We start from the raw sequence: 13645 nt of genomic DNA on the forward strand, positions 1-13645 counted from the left end.
CCCTCGTCGGCTAGTACTGATTAAACCCAATCGACATCACAAAAAATGGTAAGGTGAGTCAGCCGTGAATTCGCAGACATCCAGAAAGATTCTTCATAACAAGGAGCAAAATGTGGCAACAGAAACACCCAAAGTCGGGGTCGGAGTGATCCTTGTTAACGACCAGGGAAACGTATTGATTGGCAAAAGAAAAAATAGTCACGCGCCCTACTATTCGATCCCCGGAGGCCACATGGAAGTAGGAGAGACCTTTACCCAGTGCGCTGCGCGCGAGGTGGAAGAGGAAACAGGGCTACTGATTAAAAACCCGGAAGTCATTGCCGTCACCAACAACCTGCAAACCTACCATGAGTCCGGCAAGCACTATATCAGTGTTACGGTGTTGGCCACCGAATTTAACGGTCAGCTGGAGCTACGCGAGCCGGATAAGTGCGAGGGTTGGCAGTGGGTTAGTCCTGTTCACCTTCCTCTGCCACAGTTTGATGCCAGCGAGCAGGCTATTCGCTGCTACCTGGAAAAGCGGTTCTGCCTTGAGTAGGCCTGGCAAAAACAAGGCCGCAGCTGTCAGTCACAAAGAAGCGCTTCAGAAGGTTAGTCAGCAATAGAATATTGGCTTCTGGCTGGTCGTCGAGTTTACCGTCTGGCAACAAGATCAGGTTATCTGCGCCAGCAGGGAAAGCGCGCTTATCGAAATGATTGAGTTTTACAAATAAGTGTGAATTTTAGCGGCTGAGAAAAACATTAACGGCCGCTAAACTGTTGCTGCCCGTCCGATTAAAGTCATGACGGTCGTTCTAGTCCACATCTAACCTGCATAGCGTCAGATCACTGCTATTCGCACTGTCTGTACGTTGGCATTCAATATCTACCCACTGACCGTTAAATTGAGCAAGGCTATTATCCGAAGCGGTATAGCCCCAAATCGTATTATTCTCGACCAGACCTTCAAGGCTAATCTCACTGTCTTTGTCTTCAGTCCTGATGCGTTTAAGCACAAATTGGCTATTGATATGCTTCCCGGATAACTCCAGCCACTGTCCATTAAGGGCTCCCGAGGTTAAGGTCAAGCCATCTTCAAGTCGGATAAGGCTACCAGTCGTAAAAGAAATACCATTGACTGACAGCTCGCCATTCATAAAACTAGTTTCGCCTTCGACCTTAAACTCTAAATTATCGGGCGCATCAAGCTGGTTCTCAAAATCAACCTTGGTTGCTACCAGCAAATCACCGGACTGCACCAGATCCAGCTCTACAATAGCACCGATGATAAGATTGTTAATTGTGCCATCATCGAACAACGTGCTGCTATTGACGTTGACTAGTAGGTGCCCGGCCACTTCAAAGACGCTCTTATCGTCACTGACCCAAGTCACGATGCCTTCCAATTCCAGACCACTAAAATCTTGGTTGTCCCTGATATCGATGAACGAGGCGACAAAGACTCCATTAGTAAACTGGCCGAACACCTCCAACCACATTCCGTTAGCCAAAGTACGGCCATCTTCGATAGAGGCATTACTGAAATCAACCAGCACACTGCCCAGCATAAAGGTGCTATTGCCATTATCTCCCAATGCAGAAACCGCCCCTTCAATTTCGGCATTGAGTAGTGGCTCCACAGCCGTTATGGCACTAACAGCCCAACTTGCGTCAGGCTGGGTTTGGGCAAAAACCATCACCCAGTCACCCACTGACAACCCTCGAGTGGCGAAATTAAATGTCACCCCGTTCACGGTCACCTTATCGACAGACACAGAAGTTATCTGCCCGGCTACCGCAGGCTGCAAACCAATTGCCTGAGCTAGGCCGCTCAAGGAGCTTATCTCGACTCGAGCCCCCTCCACCACGGTATCAAAACTAAAACTCTGGTCATCATAGGTAACTGTCGCTTCCGAGGCATCCAGCTCATGGCCGTTTACCCCCAACTGGAGGGCTGAATAAGAAACAGTATCGACCGGACCATTGATTTTAATCATGGTACCGTTACCTGAGCCATCAGGATCCGATGGGCTATCCCCTCCGCAGCCAGCCATCAAACAGGCGTATATTGCGACACTTATTAATTTTCTCATGATAATACCTATGCCGTCAGACCAGTATTCATAACCAATAACATCAGCATTCGCGATAATTTCCCCAAACATAACAATCGTTGTTGGATGGACTAGATGGTGCTACTTGCACCAACCCAAGAGTTGAATTGGGCTGGTTAGAGCGTAGTAAACGATAGAAACGCCTTAAGAACTAGAAGTGAGACAGCAATCACCAGCAGTGCCTTGGCGTCTTTTTGCTCCCTCGGAGGGATGTGGTTTTTGATTTAAAATCAATAAGCAGGGAAGGAGTTCAACGTGATGTCAAATTAATGACAAAAAAGCCTCTCTATTGAGAGGCTTAAAGTTTATCTCTGAGAATGAATGCCTAGGCGTTCTCTTGCTCAAACTTCTGCATGAAGTCCACCAGCGCTTGGACTCCTTCCAGAGGCATCGCGTTGTAAATCGAGGCACGCATCCCGCCCACTGCACGGTGACCTTTGAGGGCTTTCAAGCCTGCCGCTTCTGCCTGCTCCAGAAACAGGGCATCAAGCTCAGGGTTTTTCAGCTGGAACGGGACATTCATCAGCGAACGGTTATCTGAATGCACCTCATTGCGGTAAAAGTCGGACTGATCGATATAGTCGTAGAGCACCTTGGCTTTGGCTTCATTGCGCCGCTGCATTTCCGCCACGCCACCAATGGATTTCAGCCATTTGAACACTTCACCCGCCAGGTACCAGGCAAATGTCGGCGGGGTGTTAAACATCGACTCTTTATCGACTTGCACCGTGTAATCCAGCACGCTTGGCAGGGCTGACTTGGCTTGACCCAGCAGATCATCGCGGACAATCACAATCGTCAGGCCGGCAGGACCAATATTCTTCTGCGCACCGGCGTAGATGACCCCATATTGAGAGACATCAATCTCACGGGACAGAATGGTTGAGGACAAGTCCGCTACAATCGGTTTGTCGGTCACGGGCAGATCACGAATTTCGATCCCGTCAATGGTTTCATTCGGACAGAAATGCACAAACGCAGCGTCATCAGACAACGGCCATTGCGCTGCCGGCAACACCGCACGTTTGCCGTTTTTTTCACAAGTAATATCAATGATATTCGGTGAACAGTACTTTTCCGCCTCTTCCGCCGCGCTGTGAGCCCAGTAGCCACCATCGACGTAGTCAGCACGATCCGCCTCACCCAGCAAGTTCAGCGGAACAGCCGCAAACTGGGCACGCGCCCCACCGTGACAGAACAGGACATGGTAATTATCCGGAATGGACAGTAGGTCACGCAGGTCTTGCTCGGACTGCTTGGCAACTGCAACGAACTCTTTACTGCGGTGGCTGATTTCCATCACCGATGTACCCAGGCCGTTCCAGTCAACCAGCTCGGCTTGGGCTTTCTTGAGGACTTCTGCCGGGATCATTGCCGGACCAGCACAAAAATTGTAAACCTTTTCCATGAGATAAAATTCGCTCCTGCTCAGCATTGGGGGAAGGGTTTGATCTTTACCAACAGAATACGGCTTCAGGCCAACTGTGACAGCGATCAACAAGTTCTGTTTTTACACCTTTATCCGTCGGCTGAAAACCCTTGAACACAGGTATTTTTAGAAAAAATGCTTGGCGGAGCAGAAATATACCGATCCCGGGTAAAACGATCTCTCTGCGCCGGAGCCCATTTTACCCGGACTTCACCGTGTTACTGAGTGCTCACGGCCAGCTTGGATTCTTTAACACCCTGCTGGCCGGTGTTTTCATCAACCAACTGGAGCTTGTTCCGGGCATACATGATCCCCATCTTCACTTCTTGCCAGATATAGTACAGGCGGCCCTTTTTCACATCCAGTTCCAGCTCAGAAGTGTTCTCCGCTTCTGATTGAATTGTATGTTTCCCTTCCGGCAGCTCCGCATACAAATAAGTGTGCGCCGCCGTCTGCCCCAGCGGCTGACCATTCACGGCAACATCCATGGTGACTGCGGCACCCAGGCCTTCATTGCGATAAATATAGACACCAGCGACATCGGGGTTGGTCTGAAAAGTTTTGAGCTGGGCATCTTGTGCCGAATCCGCCATCTCAACGCTGGCACATCCGGTCATTACCAGGGCAAGTCCGGCCGCAGCAAGTAGTCTTTTATACATAAGCAATCCTTCATGACATCAAAACAGACAACCGCCGGGCAGGCATTACTGCACTTCAACGGCAGGCTTCTTCAGAAAAGCCTGCGTATCATAAGCAATTGAACTGATATAGAGGACAATAATGCGTTGATTTTTCGAGTGAGCTCATGCCATTTTTTCATGATGAATATCATATCCTTAAGAGGAATCCCCACCATGCCGCCGGATCATATTAGCCCCGCGTTTTCCCTGACTTGGATGACAACCGGTTCGAATCACAAATGGTTCAGATAAAAAAAAGCGCAGTCCGGAGACTGCGCTTTTCTGACAACCATTTCAGCGATTAAGCATCATCGGAAGACTCAGTGTCATCCGCATCCGCTGTCGGCGCAGCAGGCAAGACGTTCTGTTCAGCTTGCTCGGCTTCATCCACCGCAGCTTCTACCAGCTCTTCATCCGGCTCGTCGATACGCTGCAGGCCGACAACCTGCTCATCATCCGCAGTTCGGATCAGGGTCACACCCTGCGTATTCCGGCCCACTTTGCTCACTTCCGCCACCCGGGTACGCACTAAGGTTCCGGCATTGGTGATCATCATGAACTCGTCACCTTCTACGACCTGAACCGCGCCGACCACAGAGCCGTTACGCTCAGTGACTTTGATCGACACAACACCCTGCGTCGCACGGCTCTTGGCCGGATACTCAGCCAGCTCTGTACGCTTACCGAAACCATTTTCAGTCACGGTCAGTACGTCGCCTTCGTTATGCGGCACAATCAGCGAGACCACTTGATCGCTTTCGGCCAGTTTAATGCCGCGGACACCCGCAGCCGTCCGGCCCATACCACGCACTTGCTCTTCAGAGAAGCGAACGACTTTACCGGCTTGTGAGAACAGCATGATATCGTCGCTACCGTTGGTGATATCCACCCCGATCAGCGAGTCGCCTTCACGCAGGTTCACGGCAATAATACCGGCACTGCGCGGACGGCTGAAATCAGTCAGCGGCGTCTTCTTCACGGTCCCGTCAGCAGTCGCCATGAAGATAAACTTATCTTCTTCGTACTCTTTCACCGGCAGAATCGCGGTAATACGCTCACCTTCTTCCAGCGGCAGAATATTCACGATCGGCTTCCCGCGCGCTGTCCGGCTGGCCAGCGGCAACTGGTAGACTTTCAGCCAGTACATCCGACCCCGGCTGGAGAAGCACAGAATCGTATCGTGGGTGTTTGCCACCAGCAGACGCTCGATAAAGTCTTCTTCCTTCATTCGGGTTGCGGCTTTACCTTTACCGCCACGACGCTGCGCTTCATAGTCGCTCAGCACCTGGTATTTCACGTATCCTTCGTGCGACAGCGTCACAACGACGTCTTCCTGGGTGATCAAATCTTCCAGGTCGATATCGTGGCTGGCCGCGGTAATTTCAGTGCGACGCGGATCGTTGAACTGCTCTTTCACCAGCTCCAGTTCTTCGCGGATCACTTCCATCAGGCGTTCGGAGCTTCCCAGGATGTGCATCAGCTCTGCGATCTCTTCCAGCAGCGCTTTGTATTCGTCGAGGATCTTCTCGTGCTCCAGACCGGTCAGCTTGTGCAGACGCAGATCCAGAATGGCCTGGGCCTGTTGCTCAGTCAGGTAGTACTGACCGTCACGGATCCCGTATTGCGGCTCCAGCCAGTCCGGACGGGCCGCATCGGTCCCGGCACGTTCCAGCATTGCTGCCACGTTCCCCAACTCCCAACCGCGTGCGACCAGGCCTGCTTTCGCTTCAGCCGGTGTCGGAGCATTTCGGATCAGCTCGATGATTTCATCGATGTTCGCCAGTGCCAGTGCCAGACCTTCGAGGATATGGGCACGATCACGGGCTTTGCGCAGTTCGTAAATCGTCCGGCGGGTCACCACTTCACGACGGTGGTTGACGAAGCACTTCAACATTTCTTTCAGGTTGAACAGCTTCGGCTGGCCGTTGTCGAGGGCAACCATGTTGATCCCGAACGTGGTTTGCAGCTGGGTTTGCGCATACAGGTTGTTCAGCACAACCTCACCCACCGCATCGCGGCGGCATTCGATCACGATGCGCATCCCGTCTTTGTCCGACTCATCACGCAGGGCCGTGATGCCTTCGACTTTTTTCTCTTTGACCAGCTCGGCAATTTTCTCGATCAGGCGTGCTTTGTTCACCTGGTACGGGATCTCGGTGACGACAATGGTTTCCTTGCCGTTCTTATCCGATTCGATCTCCGCTTTCGAGCGCATGTAGACCTTGCCGCGACCAGTTTTGTAAGCGTCGATAATGCCTTTACGGCCATTGATCAGGGCTGCGGTCGGGAAGTCAGGTCCCGGGATATAATCCATCAGCTGATCAATGGTGATATCTTCGTTTTCGATGTACGCCAGACAGCCGTCAATGACTTCGCCCAGGTTATGCGGCGGAATATTGGTCGCCATACCTACGGCAATACCGGAGGAACCGTTAACCAGCAGGTTCGGAACTTTGGTCGGCAGGACCGCCGGGATCTGCTCGGTGCCGTCGTAGTTCGGCACATAATCAACGGTTTCTTTGTCCAGATCCGCCAGCAATTCGTGCGCAATCTTCGACATCCGGACTTCGGTATAACGCATTGCCGCAGCGGAGTCGCCGTCGATCGAACCGAAGTTACCCTGGCCGTCTACCAGCATGTAGCGAAGGGAGAAAGGTTGCGCCATACGCACGATCGTATCGTATACCGCACTATCACCGTGGGGGTGATATTTACCGATGACGTCACCAACCACACGGGCTGATTTTTTGTATGCTTTATTCCAGTCATTGCCAAGCACATTCATCGCGAACAACACGCGACGGTGTACCGGCTTAAGGCCATCACGCACATCCGGAAGAGCACGACCTACGATAACGGACATCGCATAGTCGAGATATGAGCCTTTCAGCTCCTCTTCAATGTTTACTGGCGTGATCTCTTTTGCAAGATCGCTCATGGAGCCAATATCCCTCAGGTAATTTCTGTCGTATTTCTACGTGCAAGGTGCGAGAATATAGCACAAACAGGCCTCGATAGGCACACCTTTCACAATTTATGTTGTGAGTAATTTAGCGGATTTATCAAAATCCAGACACCAGATATCGGGCTTAACGTCTGGCCGCCCGGCCAAATGGTTATTTTTCCATCACTTCCTTTCCGCCGACTGACCGCCTATTTTTTAACCAACAAATCTTCTTTTTCAATCAACAAATAAAGTATGAGTAATTGTAAAAAGCCGATCCCATCGTGATTTCAACCTTGTAACGCTTCCGGCGCATTTTCATCACTTCAGACTCTGATCGGGGTCAAATTTCCCAATAACCTGAAGCGTAAAATAATAAGTGCGCCAACTGTTTAGCTGTATCAAACGGACCTGAATCTTTATTTTTTCACAGAAAAATAAGTGAGGTCACCATGTTAAGCCAAGCCATCAACACCATCGGACTCTGTATCATCGGCGGGAAATACATCCTGATGCTCATTCTTGCTGCCATGACGCTGTTCTCCGGCTCACTGGCACCGGAATTCATCACCCTGAGCCAGAACTGATGAATCCAGGCAGCAGCCTGCCGGAGTCTGCTGCCTGTTTCCTTTCCTGCCCCCCTGCTCCGGCCTTCGGTCTCGTCTTCTTTCGGACGTCCATTGATGCCAAGTGTGCTGTTTGTGCAGAAATTAATATTTCACTTTTGTGATTTCGTTATAATGCCGGCAACCGAAAAAGGAAAATGGCGATGACAATGACCAAGCAGTTGAATGTCGATCCGGCAGAAATCTCGAAATTTGAAGAAATGGCCTCGCGCTGGTGGGACCTGGAGGGTGAATTCAAGCCGCTTCACCAAATCAATCCCCTGCGGCTGAACTATGTAATTGATCATGCCGACGGCCTGTTTGGCAAAAAAGTTCTGGATGTCGGCTGTGGCGGGGGCATTCTGGCCGAGAGCATGGCCGTGGAAGGTGCCGAGGTGACCGGATTGGATATGGGCAAAGAGCCGCTGACCGTAGCCCGCCTTCATGCCCTGGAAACCGGAACGAAGCTGGAGTATGTGCAACGCACCGCCGAAGAACACGCCGAGCTATTCCCGGAAACCTATGATGTGGTGACCTGCATGGAAATGCTGGAGCACGTCCCGGATCCGGCCTCGGTAATTGCATCGTGTGCCCAAATGGTCAAACCGGGCGGCCACGTTTTCTTCTCGACCCTGAACCGCAACCTCAAAGCTTACCTGTTTGCCATCGTCGGTGCTGAGCAAATCCTGAAGCTTGTACCGCGAGGAACACACGATCACAACAAATTTATTCGCCCGTCAGAGCTGATGGCGATGATCGATCAGACCCCGTTGCAGGATCGCCACATTACGGGCCTGCACTATAACCCGCTGACCGATCGTTACTGGCTGGGCAAGAATGTCGATGTCAACTACATCGTCCATACCGTCAAACCAGTCTAATCTACACGGGGCGCCATCAGGCGCCCTTTTTGATCCACCCAGCAGAACTCACGTCCGGGCGACACGAAGAACCCGGGCTAAACTAAGAAACAGGATGACACGGGCTTCGCCAGGCATTGCCGGGCCAAATTCACCCATACCGGGCTCACCAGCGCCCGTCTCCGGTTTTATAAGGATATAAAGCATGAACTCACCGATCCGCGCGATTTTGTTTGACCTTGACGGCACCCTGCTTGATACCGCCCCCGATATGGCCGAAGCCGCCAACCGAGTACTGGCGGACTATGATCAGGCGCCGCTGACCGATGAGCAGATCAGAGCCAACACCAGCTACGGGGCCAGAGGGCTGCTCACCGCCGGCTTCGGCACCATTCCGGCCCACCTGGATGCGGCTCAGCTACGGCGGGAGTTTCTGCACTACTACCAGCAAAATATCTGTGAAGGGACGTCTATCTACCGCGGAGTCAACAAAGTGCTCGCTTACCTAGAAGCGCAGCATATTCCCTGGGGGATCATGACCAACAAGCCCGGCTTTCTCACGGAACTCCTGCTGCCGTTCTTCCCGGAGCTGCTGAAAGCCCAGGTGGTGGTATGCGGCGATACGCTGGCCGTTGCCAAGCCGCACCCCGAGCCGCTGCTGCATGCCAGCGAGCTACTAGGGATCCCACATACGGCCTGCGCCTACATCGGCGATATCGAGAAAGATATGATTGCCGCCAACGCAGCCCGGATGCATGGTCTGGTTGCCGGTTGGGGTTATATCGGCAAAGAACACCGCCCGGATGACTGGCTGGCCCGCGAAATTTTACCCACGCCGGAAGCCTTAATTGAGATCCTGGAGCTGCAAAGAAAGGGCGAATAAGTCATTTCTTAATCAATAAGTTCAGGGGAAATTTTGCGGTGACGGTCCGGCAAAAAATCAAGAAAAATATTTTTTTTCGGACCAATTTTTATCGACCGGTTTCGTTGATTTTTTCTATTATATTGGCGTATCTGCCTAAATCAGTTAGTAGGCACCAACTTTTTTCTTGCCATCCCCACGTTATCCACAGGTGACCAAAAATTACCACCTTGCAATACCCGCGCTTCATCACTATCTTGTAACGCCATAAGCTCAACACCCCAATATGTAGTGTTTTTCGACTAGACTTAGAGTTGTAACTAAGATCACAATCTTTACAACTTTTCACGAAAAAGTTGCAAAACACCCTGTTATTGGCGAATTTCTGGGAAAACGGTCAAAAATGAATCAACAGCTAACTGTTACCAAGCGTGATGGACGCAAAGAAAGTATCGATTTGGATAAAATCCACCGAGTGATCACCTGGGCCGCTGAAGGTCTGGAAAATGTTTCGGTCTCTCAAGTCGAGCTGAAATCCCACATCCAGTTTTATGACGGCATCAAAACTGAGGATATTCACGAAACCATCATCAAAGCAGCGGCTGATCTGATTTCAGAGGAAACACCAGACTACCAATATCTGGCGGCACGCCTGGCGATTTTCCATCTGCGTAAGAAAGCTTACGGTCAGTTCGAGCCACCAACACTGTTTACCCACGTCAGCACCCTGGTTGAGAAAGGGAAATACGACCGCCATCTGCTCGAAGACTACAGCAAAGAAGAATTCGACCTGATGGACACCTACATCGACCACTGGCGTGACATGAACTTTTCCTACGCCGCGGTGAAGCAGTTGGAAGGGAAATACCTGGTGCAAAACCGGGTGACCGGTGAGATCTTCGAGAGCGCCCAGTTCCTGTACATGATGATTGCAGCCTGTCTGTTCGGGAAATACCCGAAAGAGACGCGCATGAACTACATCAAGCGCTTCTATGATGCCGTTTCCCAGTTCAAAATCTCGCTGCCGACGCCGATCATGTCCGGTGTTCGCACCCCGACGCGTCAGTTCAGCTCTTGTGTGCTGATTGAGTGTGATGACAGCCTGGATTCGATCAACGCGACGGCCAGCTCGATTGTACGTTATGTGTCTCAGCGTGCCGGGATCGGCATCAACGCCGGCCGTATCCGTGCCCTGGGCTCAGAAATTCGTGGCGGCGAAGCCTTCCACACCGGTTGTATCCCGTTCTACAAATACTTCCAGACAGCAGTCAAATGCTGCTCGCAAGGCGGTGTCCGCGGCGGCGCAGCCACCCTGTTCTACCCAATCTGGCACGGTGAAGTTGAATCGCTGCTGGTGCTGAAGAACAACCGCGGGGTTGAGGAAAACCGCGTCCGTCACATGGACTACGGCGTACAAATCAACAAACTGATGTACACCCGTCTGATCAAAGGCGGCAACATCAGCCTGTTCTCACCGTCTGACGTTCCGGGCCTGTACGACGCTTTCTTTGCGGACCAGGCTGAGTTTGAGCGCCTGTATGAGCAATACGAGCAAGACGAGCGCATCAAGCGTAAGACCATCAAAGCGATTGACCTATTCTCGCTGCTGATGCAAGAGCGTGCCTCGACCGGCCGGATCTACATCCAGAACGTTGACCACTGTAACACTCACAGCCCGTTTGACCCGGCTGTCGCGCCAATCCGCCAGTCGAACCTGTGCCTGGAAATTGCGCTGCCGACCAAACCGCTGAACAACGTCGAAGACGAGAACGGTGAAATCGCCCTCTGTACGCTGTCTGCCTTTAACCTGGGTGCCATTGATACGCTGGACGACCTGGAAGAAATGGCCGACCTGACGGTACGTGCCCTGGACGCCCTGCTGGACTATCAGGACTACCCGCTACCGGCGGCTTACAAAGCCACCATGAACCGTCGTACTCTGGGTGTCGGTGTGATTAACTTCGCCTACTACCTGGCCAAGCACGGTGTACGTTACTCAGACGGCAGTGCCAATAACCTGACCCATGAAGCCTTCGAAGCCATTCAGTACTACCTGCTGAAAGCATCGGTCGGCCTGGCGAAAGAGCAAGGTGCCTGCCCGGCATTTAACGAAACCACGTATGCCCAAGGTATTTTGCCGATCGATACCTACAAGAAAGATATCGATAACATCTGCAATGCTGAGCTGCGTTACGACTGGGAAACGCTGCGTGAAGAGATCAAGACCCACGGTCTGCGCAATTCGACCCTGTCGGCCCTGATGCCATCTGAGACTTCGTCGCAGATCTCGAATGCGACCAACGGCATTGAACCACCACGCGGCTATGTCTCGGTAAAGGCGTCTAAAGACGGCATCCTGAAGCAAGTTGTGCCTGAGTACAGCAAGTACAAAAACAACTATGAGCTGCTGTGGAATATCGGCAGCAACGACGGCTACCTGCAGCTGGTGGGTATCATGCAGAAATTCATCGACCAGGCGATTTCTGCCAACACCAACTATGACCCAAGCATTCAGCCAAACGGCAAAGTGCCAATGAAACTCTTGCTGAAAGACCTGCTGACAGCGTATAAACTCGGCGTGAAAACCCTGTACTACCACAACACCCGTGACGGTGCTTCGGATAGCCAGGGCGATGTTTCCGCGGACGACTGCACCAGCTGCAAGATTTAAGTAACAGCACAATTTAGAGAGGGAGCTTCGGCTCCCCTTTGAAGTTGAGGATAAGATGGCATACAGCACTTTCTGTCAAACCAATAACAATCAGCTCCACGAGCCGATGTTCTTTGGTCAGCCCGTCAATGTGGCGCGCTATGACCAGCAAAAATTCGAAATTTTTGAAAAGCTGATTGAGAAACAGCTTTCGTTCTTCTGGCGTCCGGAAGAAGTAGACGTCTCCAGCGACCGGATTGACTATAACAATCTCCCGGACCACGAGCGCCACATCTTCATCAGCAACCTGAAGTACCAGACCCTGCTGGACTCGATTCAAGGCCGTAGCCCGAATGTAGCCCTGCTGCCAATCGTCTCGATTCCGGAGCTGGAGACCTGGATTGAAACCTGGTCGTTCTCAGAAACGATTCACTCCCGCTCTTACACGCATATTATCCGCAATATCGTCAACAACCCGTCTGTGGTCTTTGACGATATCGTCGATAACGAGCACATCATCAAGCGGGCCGGCGATATCTCCAAGTACTACGATGATCTGATCAACGCCACCAGCGACTACCATCGCCTTGGTGAAGGGACACATACCGTGAACGGTGAAACCATCACGGTGAACCTGCGTGACATCAAGAAAAAGCTGTACCTGTGCATGATGTCGGTCAACGCGCTGGAAGCGATTCGCTTCTATGTCAGCTTTGCCTGTTCGTTTGCCTTTGCCGAGCGTGAGCTGATGGAAGGCAACGCCAAGATCATTAAGCTGATCGCCCGTGACGAAGCCCTGCACCTGACCGGCACCCAGCACATCCTGAACCTGATGCGTACCGGCCAGGACGATCCGGAAATGGCTGAAATTGCTCAGGAATGTACTCAGGCATGTTTCACCCTGTTTAAGGAAGCTGCCGAGCAGGAGAAAGAATGGGCGGAATACCTGTTCAAAGACGGTTCGATGATCGGGTTGAACAAAGACATCCTGTGTCAGTACGTCGAATACATCACCAACCTGCGTATGGCTGCAGTGGGTCTGGAGCATGCCTACCCGGGCGCAACCCAGAACCCAATCCCTTGGATCAATGCCTGGTTATCTTCTGACAACGTTCAGGTGGCACCACAGGAAGCAGAAATCAGTTCATATCTGGTCGGTCAGATCGACAATGACGTCAGCTCTGACGATCTGGGTGATTTTGAGCTATGAGTCGATTAACCTTCAAGGTTAACGGCCAAACGGTTTGCGGCAACAGCCGCGAACCGTTGCTGGTTCAGCTCGAAAACGCCGGTTTTCAGCCTGAGTACCAGTGCCGCAACGGCATGTGTGGTGCTTGTCGCTGCAAACTCAAGGTCGGCGCCGTCGATCAACAAGACGCCATGGCCTTTGTCGGCCCCAACGAAATCCTCGCCTGTTGCGCCGTGCCGAAAAGTCATCTCGAACTCGAGTTTGACTACCAGCTCGCCCCGGTCGAACTGCAAAGCAGCGACGTCGTCAACCGCTAAGCCATTCCTTTACCGC

General features: G+C 52.0%; 11 protein-coding genes. 7 read left to right on the forward strand and 4 right to left on the reverse strand.

Features of this window, described 5'->3' with window-relative positions; translation table 11 throughout:
- Positions 1–112: 112 nt before the first annotated feature.
- Positions 113–538 (forward strand): nucleotide triphosphate diphosphatase NUDT15, encoded by a 426-nt coding sequence (locus VV869_RS00645; RefSeq protein WP_337733096.1) that lies wholly within the window; start codon positions 113–115, stop codon positions 536–538.
- Positions 539–794: 256 nt separating this feature from the next.
- On the opposite strand, the gene VV869_RS00650 is transcribed toward VV869_RS00645, so the two are convergent.
- From VV869_RS00650 to gyrA, 4 genes are all read right to left on the reverse strand, one after another.
- Positions 795–2144, reverse strand: a complete 1350-nt coding sequence (locus tag VV869_RS00650) for a DUF5666 domain-containing protein (protein WP_337733097.1) — start codon at positions 2142–2144, stop codon at positions 795–797.
- A gap of 274 nt (positions 2145–2418) precedes the next feature.
- Positions 2419–3501, reverse strand: coding sequence for a 3-phosphoserine/phosphohydroxythreonine transaminase (gene serC, locus VV869_RS00655; protein WP_337733098.1), 1083 nt, complete (start codon positions 3499–3501; stop codon positions 2419–2421).
- A 239-nt stretch (positions 3502–3740) separates the two neighbouring features.
- Positions 3741–4181, reverse strand: coding sequence for a DUF2846 domain-containing protein (locus tag VV869_RS00660; protein ID WP_337733099.1), 441 nt, complete (start codon positions 4179–4181; stop codon positions 3741–3743).
- A gap of 322 nt (positions 4182–4503) precedes the next feature.
- Positions 4504–7140: a DNA topoisomerase (ATP-hydrolyzing) subunit A gene (gene gyrA / locus VV869_RS00665; protein ID WP_337733100.1), complete on the reverse strand. Its 2637-nt coding sequence runs from the start codon at positions 7138–7140 to the stop codon at positions 4504–4506.
- A 458-nt stretch (positions 7141–7598) separates the two neighbouring features.
- On the opposite strand from gyrA, the gene VV869_RS00670 reads away from it, so the two are divergent.
- The 6 genes from VV869_RS00670 to yfaE all read left to right on the forward strand — a co-directional run bounded on the left by VV869_RS00670 (position 7599) and on the right by yfaE (position 13629).
- On the forward strand, positions 7599–7733 hold the full coding sequence (locus tag VV869_RS00670) for a hypothetical protein (protein WP_337733101.1): 135 nt from the start codon (positions 7599–7601) through the stop codon (positions 7731–7733).
- Positions 7734–7921: 188 nt separating this feature from the next.
- Complete coding sequence (gene ubiG / locus VV869_RS00675) at positions 7922–8632, forward strand: bifunctional 2-polyprenyl-6-hydroxyphenol methylase/3-demethylubiquinol 3-O-methyltransferase UbiG (RefSeq protein ID WP_337733453.1); 711 nt, start codon at positions 7922–7924, stop codon at positions 8630–8632.
- 184 nt (positions 8633–8816) lie between these two features.
- On the forward strand, positions 8817–9494 hold the full coding sequence (locus VV869_RS00680) for an HAD family hydrolase (RefSeq protein WP_337733102.1): 678 nt from the start codon (positions 8817–8819) through the stop codon (positions 9492–9494).
- Positions 9495–9876: 382 nt separating this feature from the next.
- Positions 9877–12144 (forward strand): class 1a ribonucleoside-diphosphate reductase subunit alpha, encoded by a 2268-nt coding sequence (gene nrdA, locus VV869_RS00685; RefSeq protein WP_337733103.1) that lies wholly within the window; start codon positions 9877–9879, stop codon positions 12142–12144.
- A 55-nt stretch (positions 12145–12199) separates the two neighbouring features.
- Positions 12200–13333, forward strand: a complete 1134-nt coding sequence (nrdB, locus tag VV869_RS00690) for a class Ia ribonucleoside-diphosphate reductase subunit beta (RefSeq protein WP_337733104.1) — start codon at positions 12200–12202, stop codon at positions 13331–13333.
- Positions 13330–13629, forward strand: coding sequence for a class I ribonucleotide reductase maintenance protein YfaE (gene yfaE / locus VV869_RS00695; protein ID WP_337733105.1), 300 nt, complete (start codon positions 13330–13332; stop codon positions 13627–13629). The genes nrdB and yfaE overlap by 4 nt, the downstream gene beginning before the upstream one ends.
- Positions 13630–13645 lie beyond the last annotated feature (16 nt).

Origin of the sequence: Photobacterium sp. MCCC 1A19761 (assembly GCF_037389125.1) — a bacterium.
Lineage (GTDB): Bacteria > Pseudomonadota > Gammaproteobacteria > Enterobacterales > Vibrionaceae > Photobacterium.

Coding starts and splice junctions, on each gene's coding strand:
- VV869_RS00680 (WP_337733102.1), top strand. CDS start 8,817: ATGAACTCACCGATCCGCGCGATTTTGTTTGACCTTGACGGCACCCTG.
- nrdB (WP_337733104.1), top strand. CDS start 12,200: ATGGCATACAGCACTTTCTGTCAAACCAATAACAATCAGCTCCACGAG.
- gyrA (WP_337733100.1), bottom strand. CDS start 7,140: ATGAGCGATCTTGCAAAAGAGATCACGCCAGTAAACATTGAAGAGGAG.
- VV869_RS00650 (WP_337733097.1), bottom strand. CDS start 2,144: ATGTTTGGGGAAATTATCGCGAATGCTGATGTTATTGGTTATGAATAC.
- VV869_RS00670 (WP_337733101.1), top strand. CDS start 7,599: ATGTTAAGCCAAGCCATCAACACCATCGGACTCTGTATCATCGGCGGG.
- yfaE (WP_337733105.1), top strand. CDS start 13,330: ATGAGTCGATTAACCTTCAAGGTTAACGGCCAAACGGTTTGCGGCAAC.
- serC (WP_337733098.1), bottom strand. CDS start 3,501: ATGGAAAAGGTTTACAATTTTTGTGCTGGTCCGGCAATGATCCCGGCA.
- ubiG (WP_337733453.1), top strand. CDS start 7,922: ATGACCAAGCAGTTGAATGTCGATCCGGCAGAAATCTCGAAATTTGAA.
- nrdA (WP_337733103.1), top strand. CDS start 9,877: ATGAATCAACAGCTAACTGTTACCAAGCGTGATGGACGCAAAGAAAGT.
- VV869_RS00660 (WP_337733099.1), bottom strand. CDS start 4,181: ATGTATAAAAGACTACTTGCTGCGGCCGGACTTGCCCTGGTAATGACC.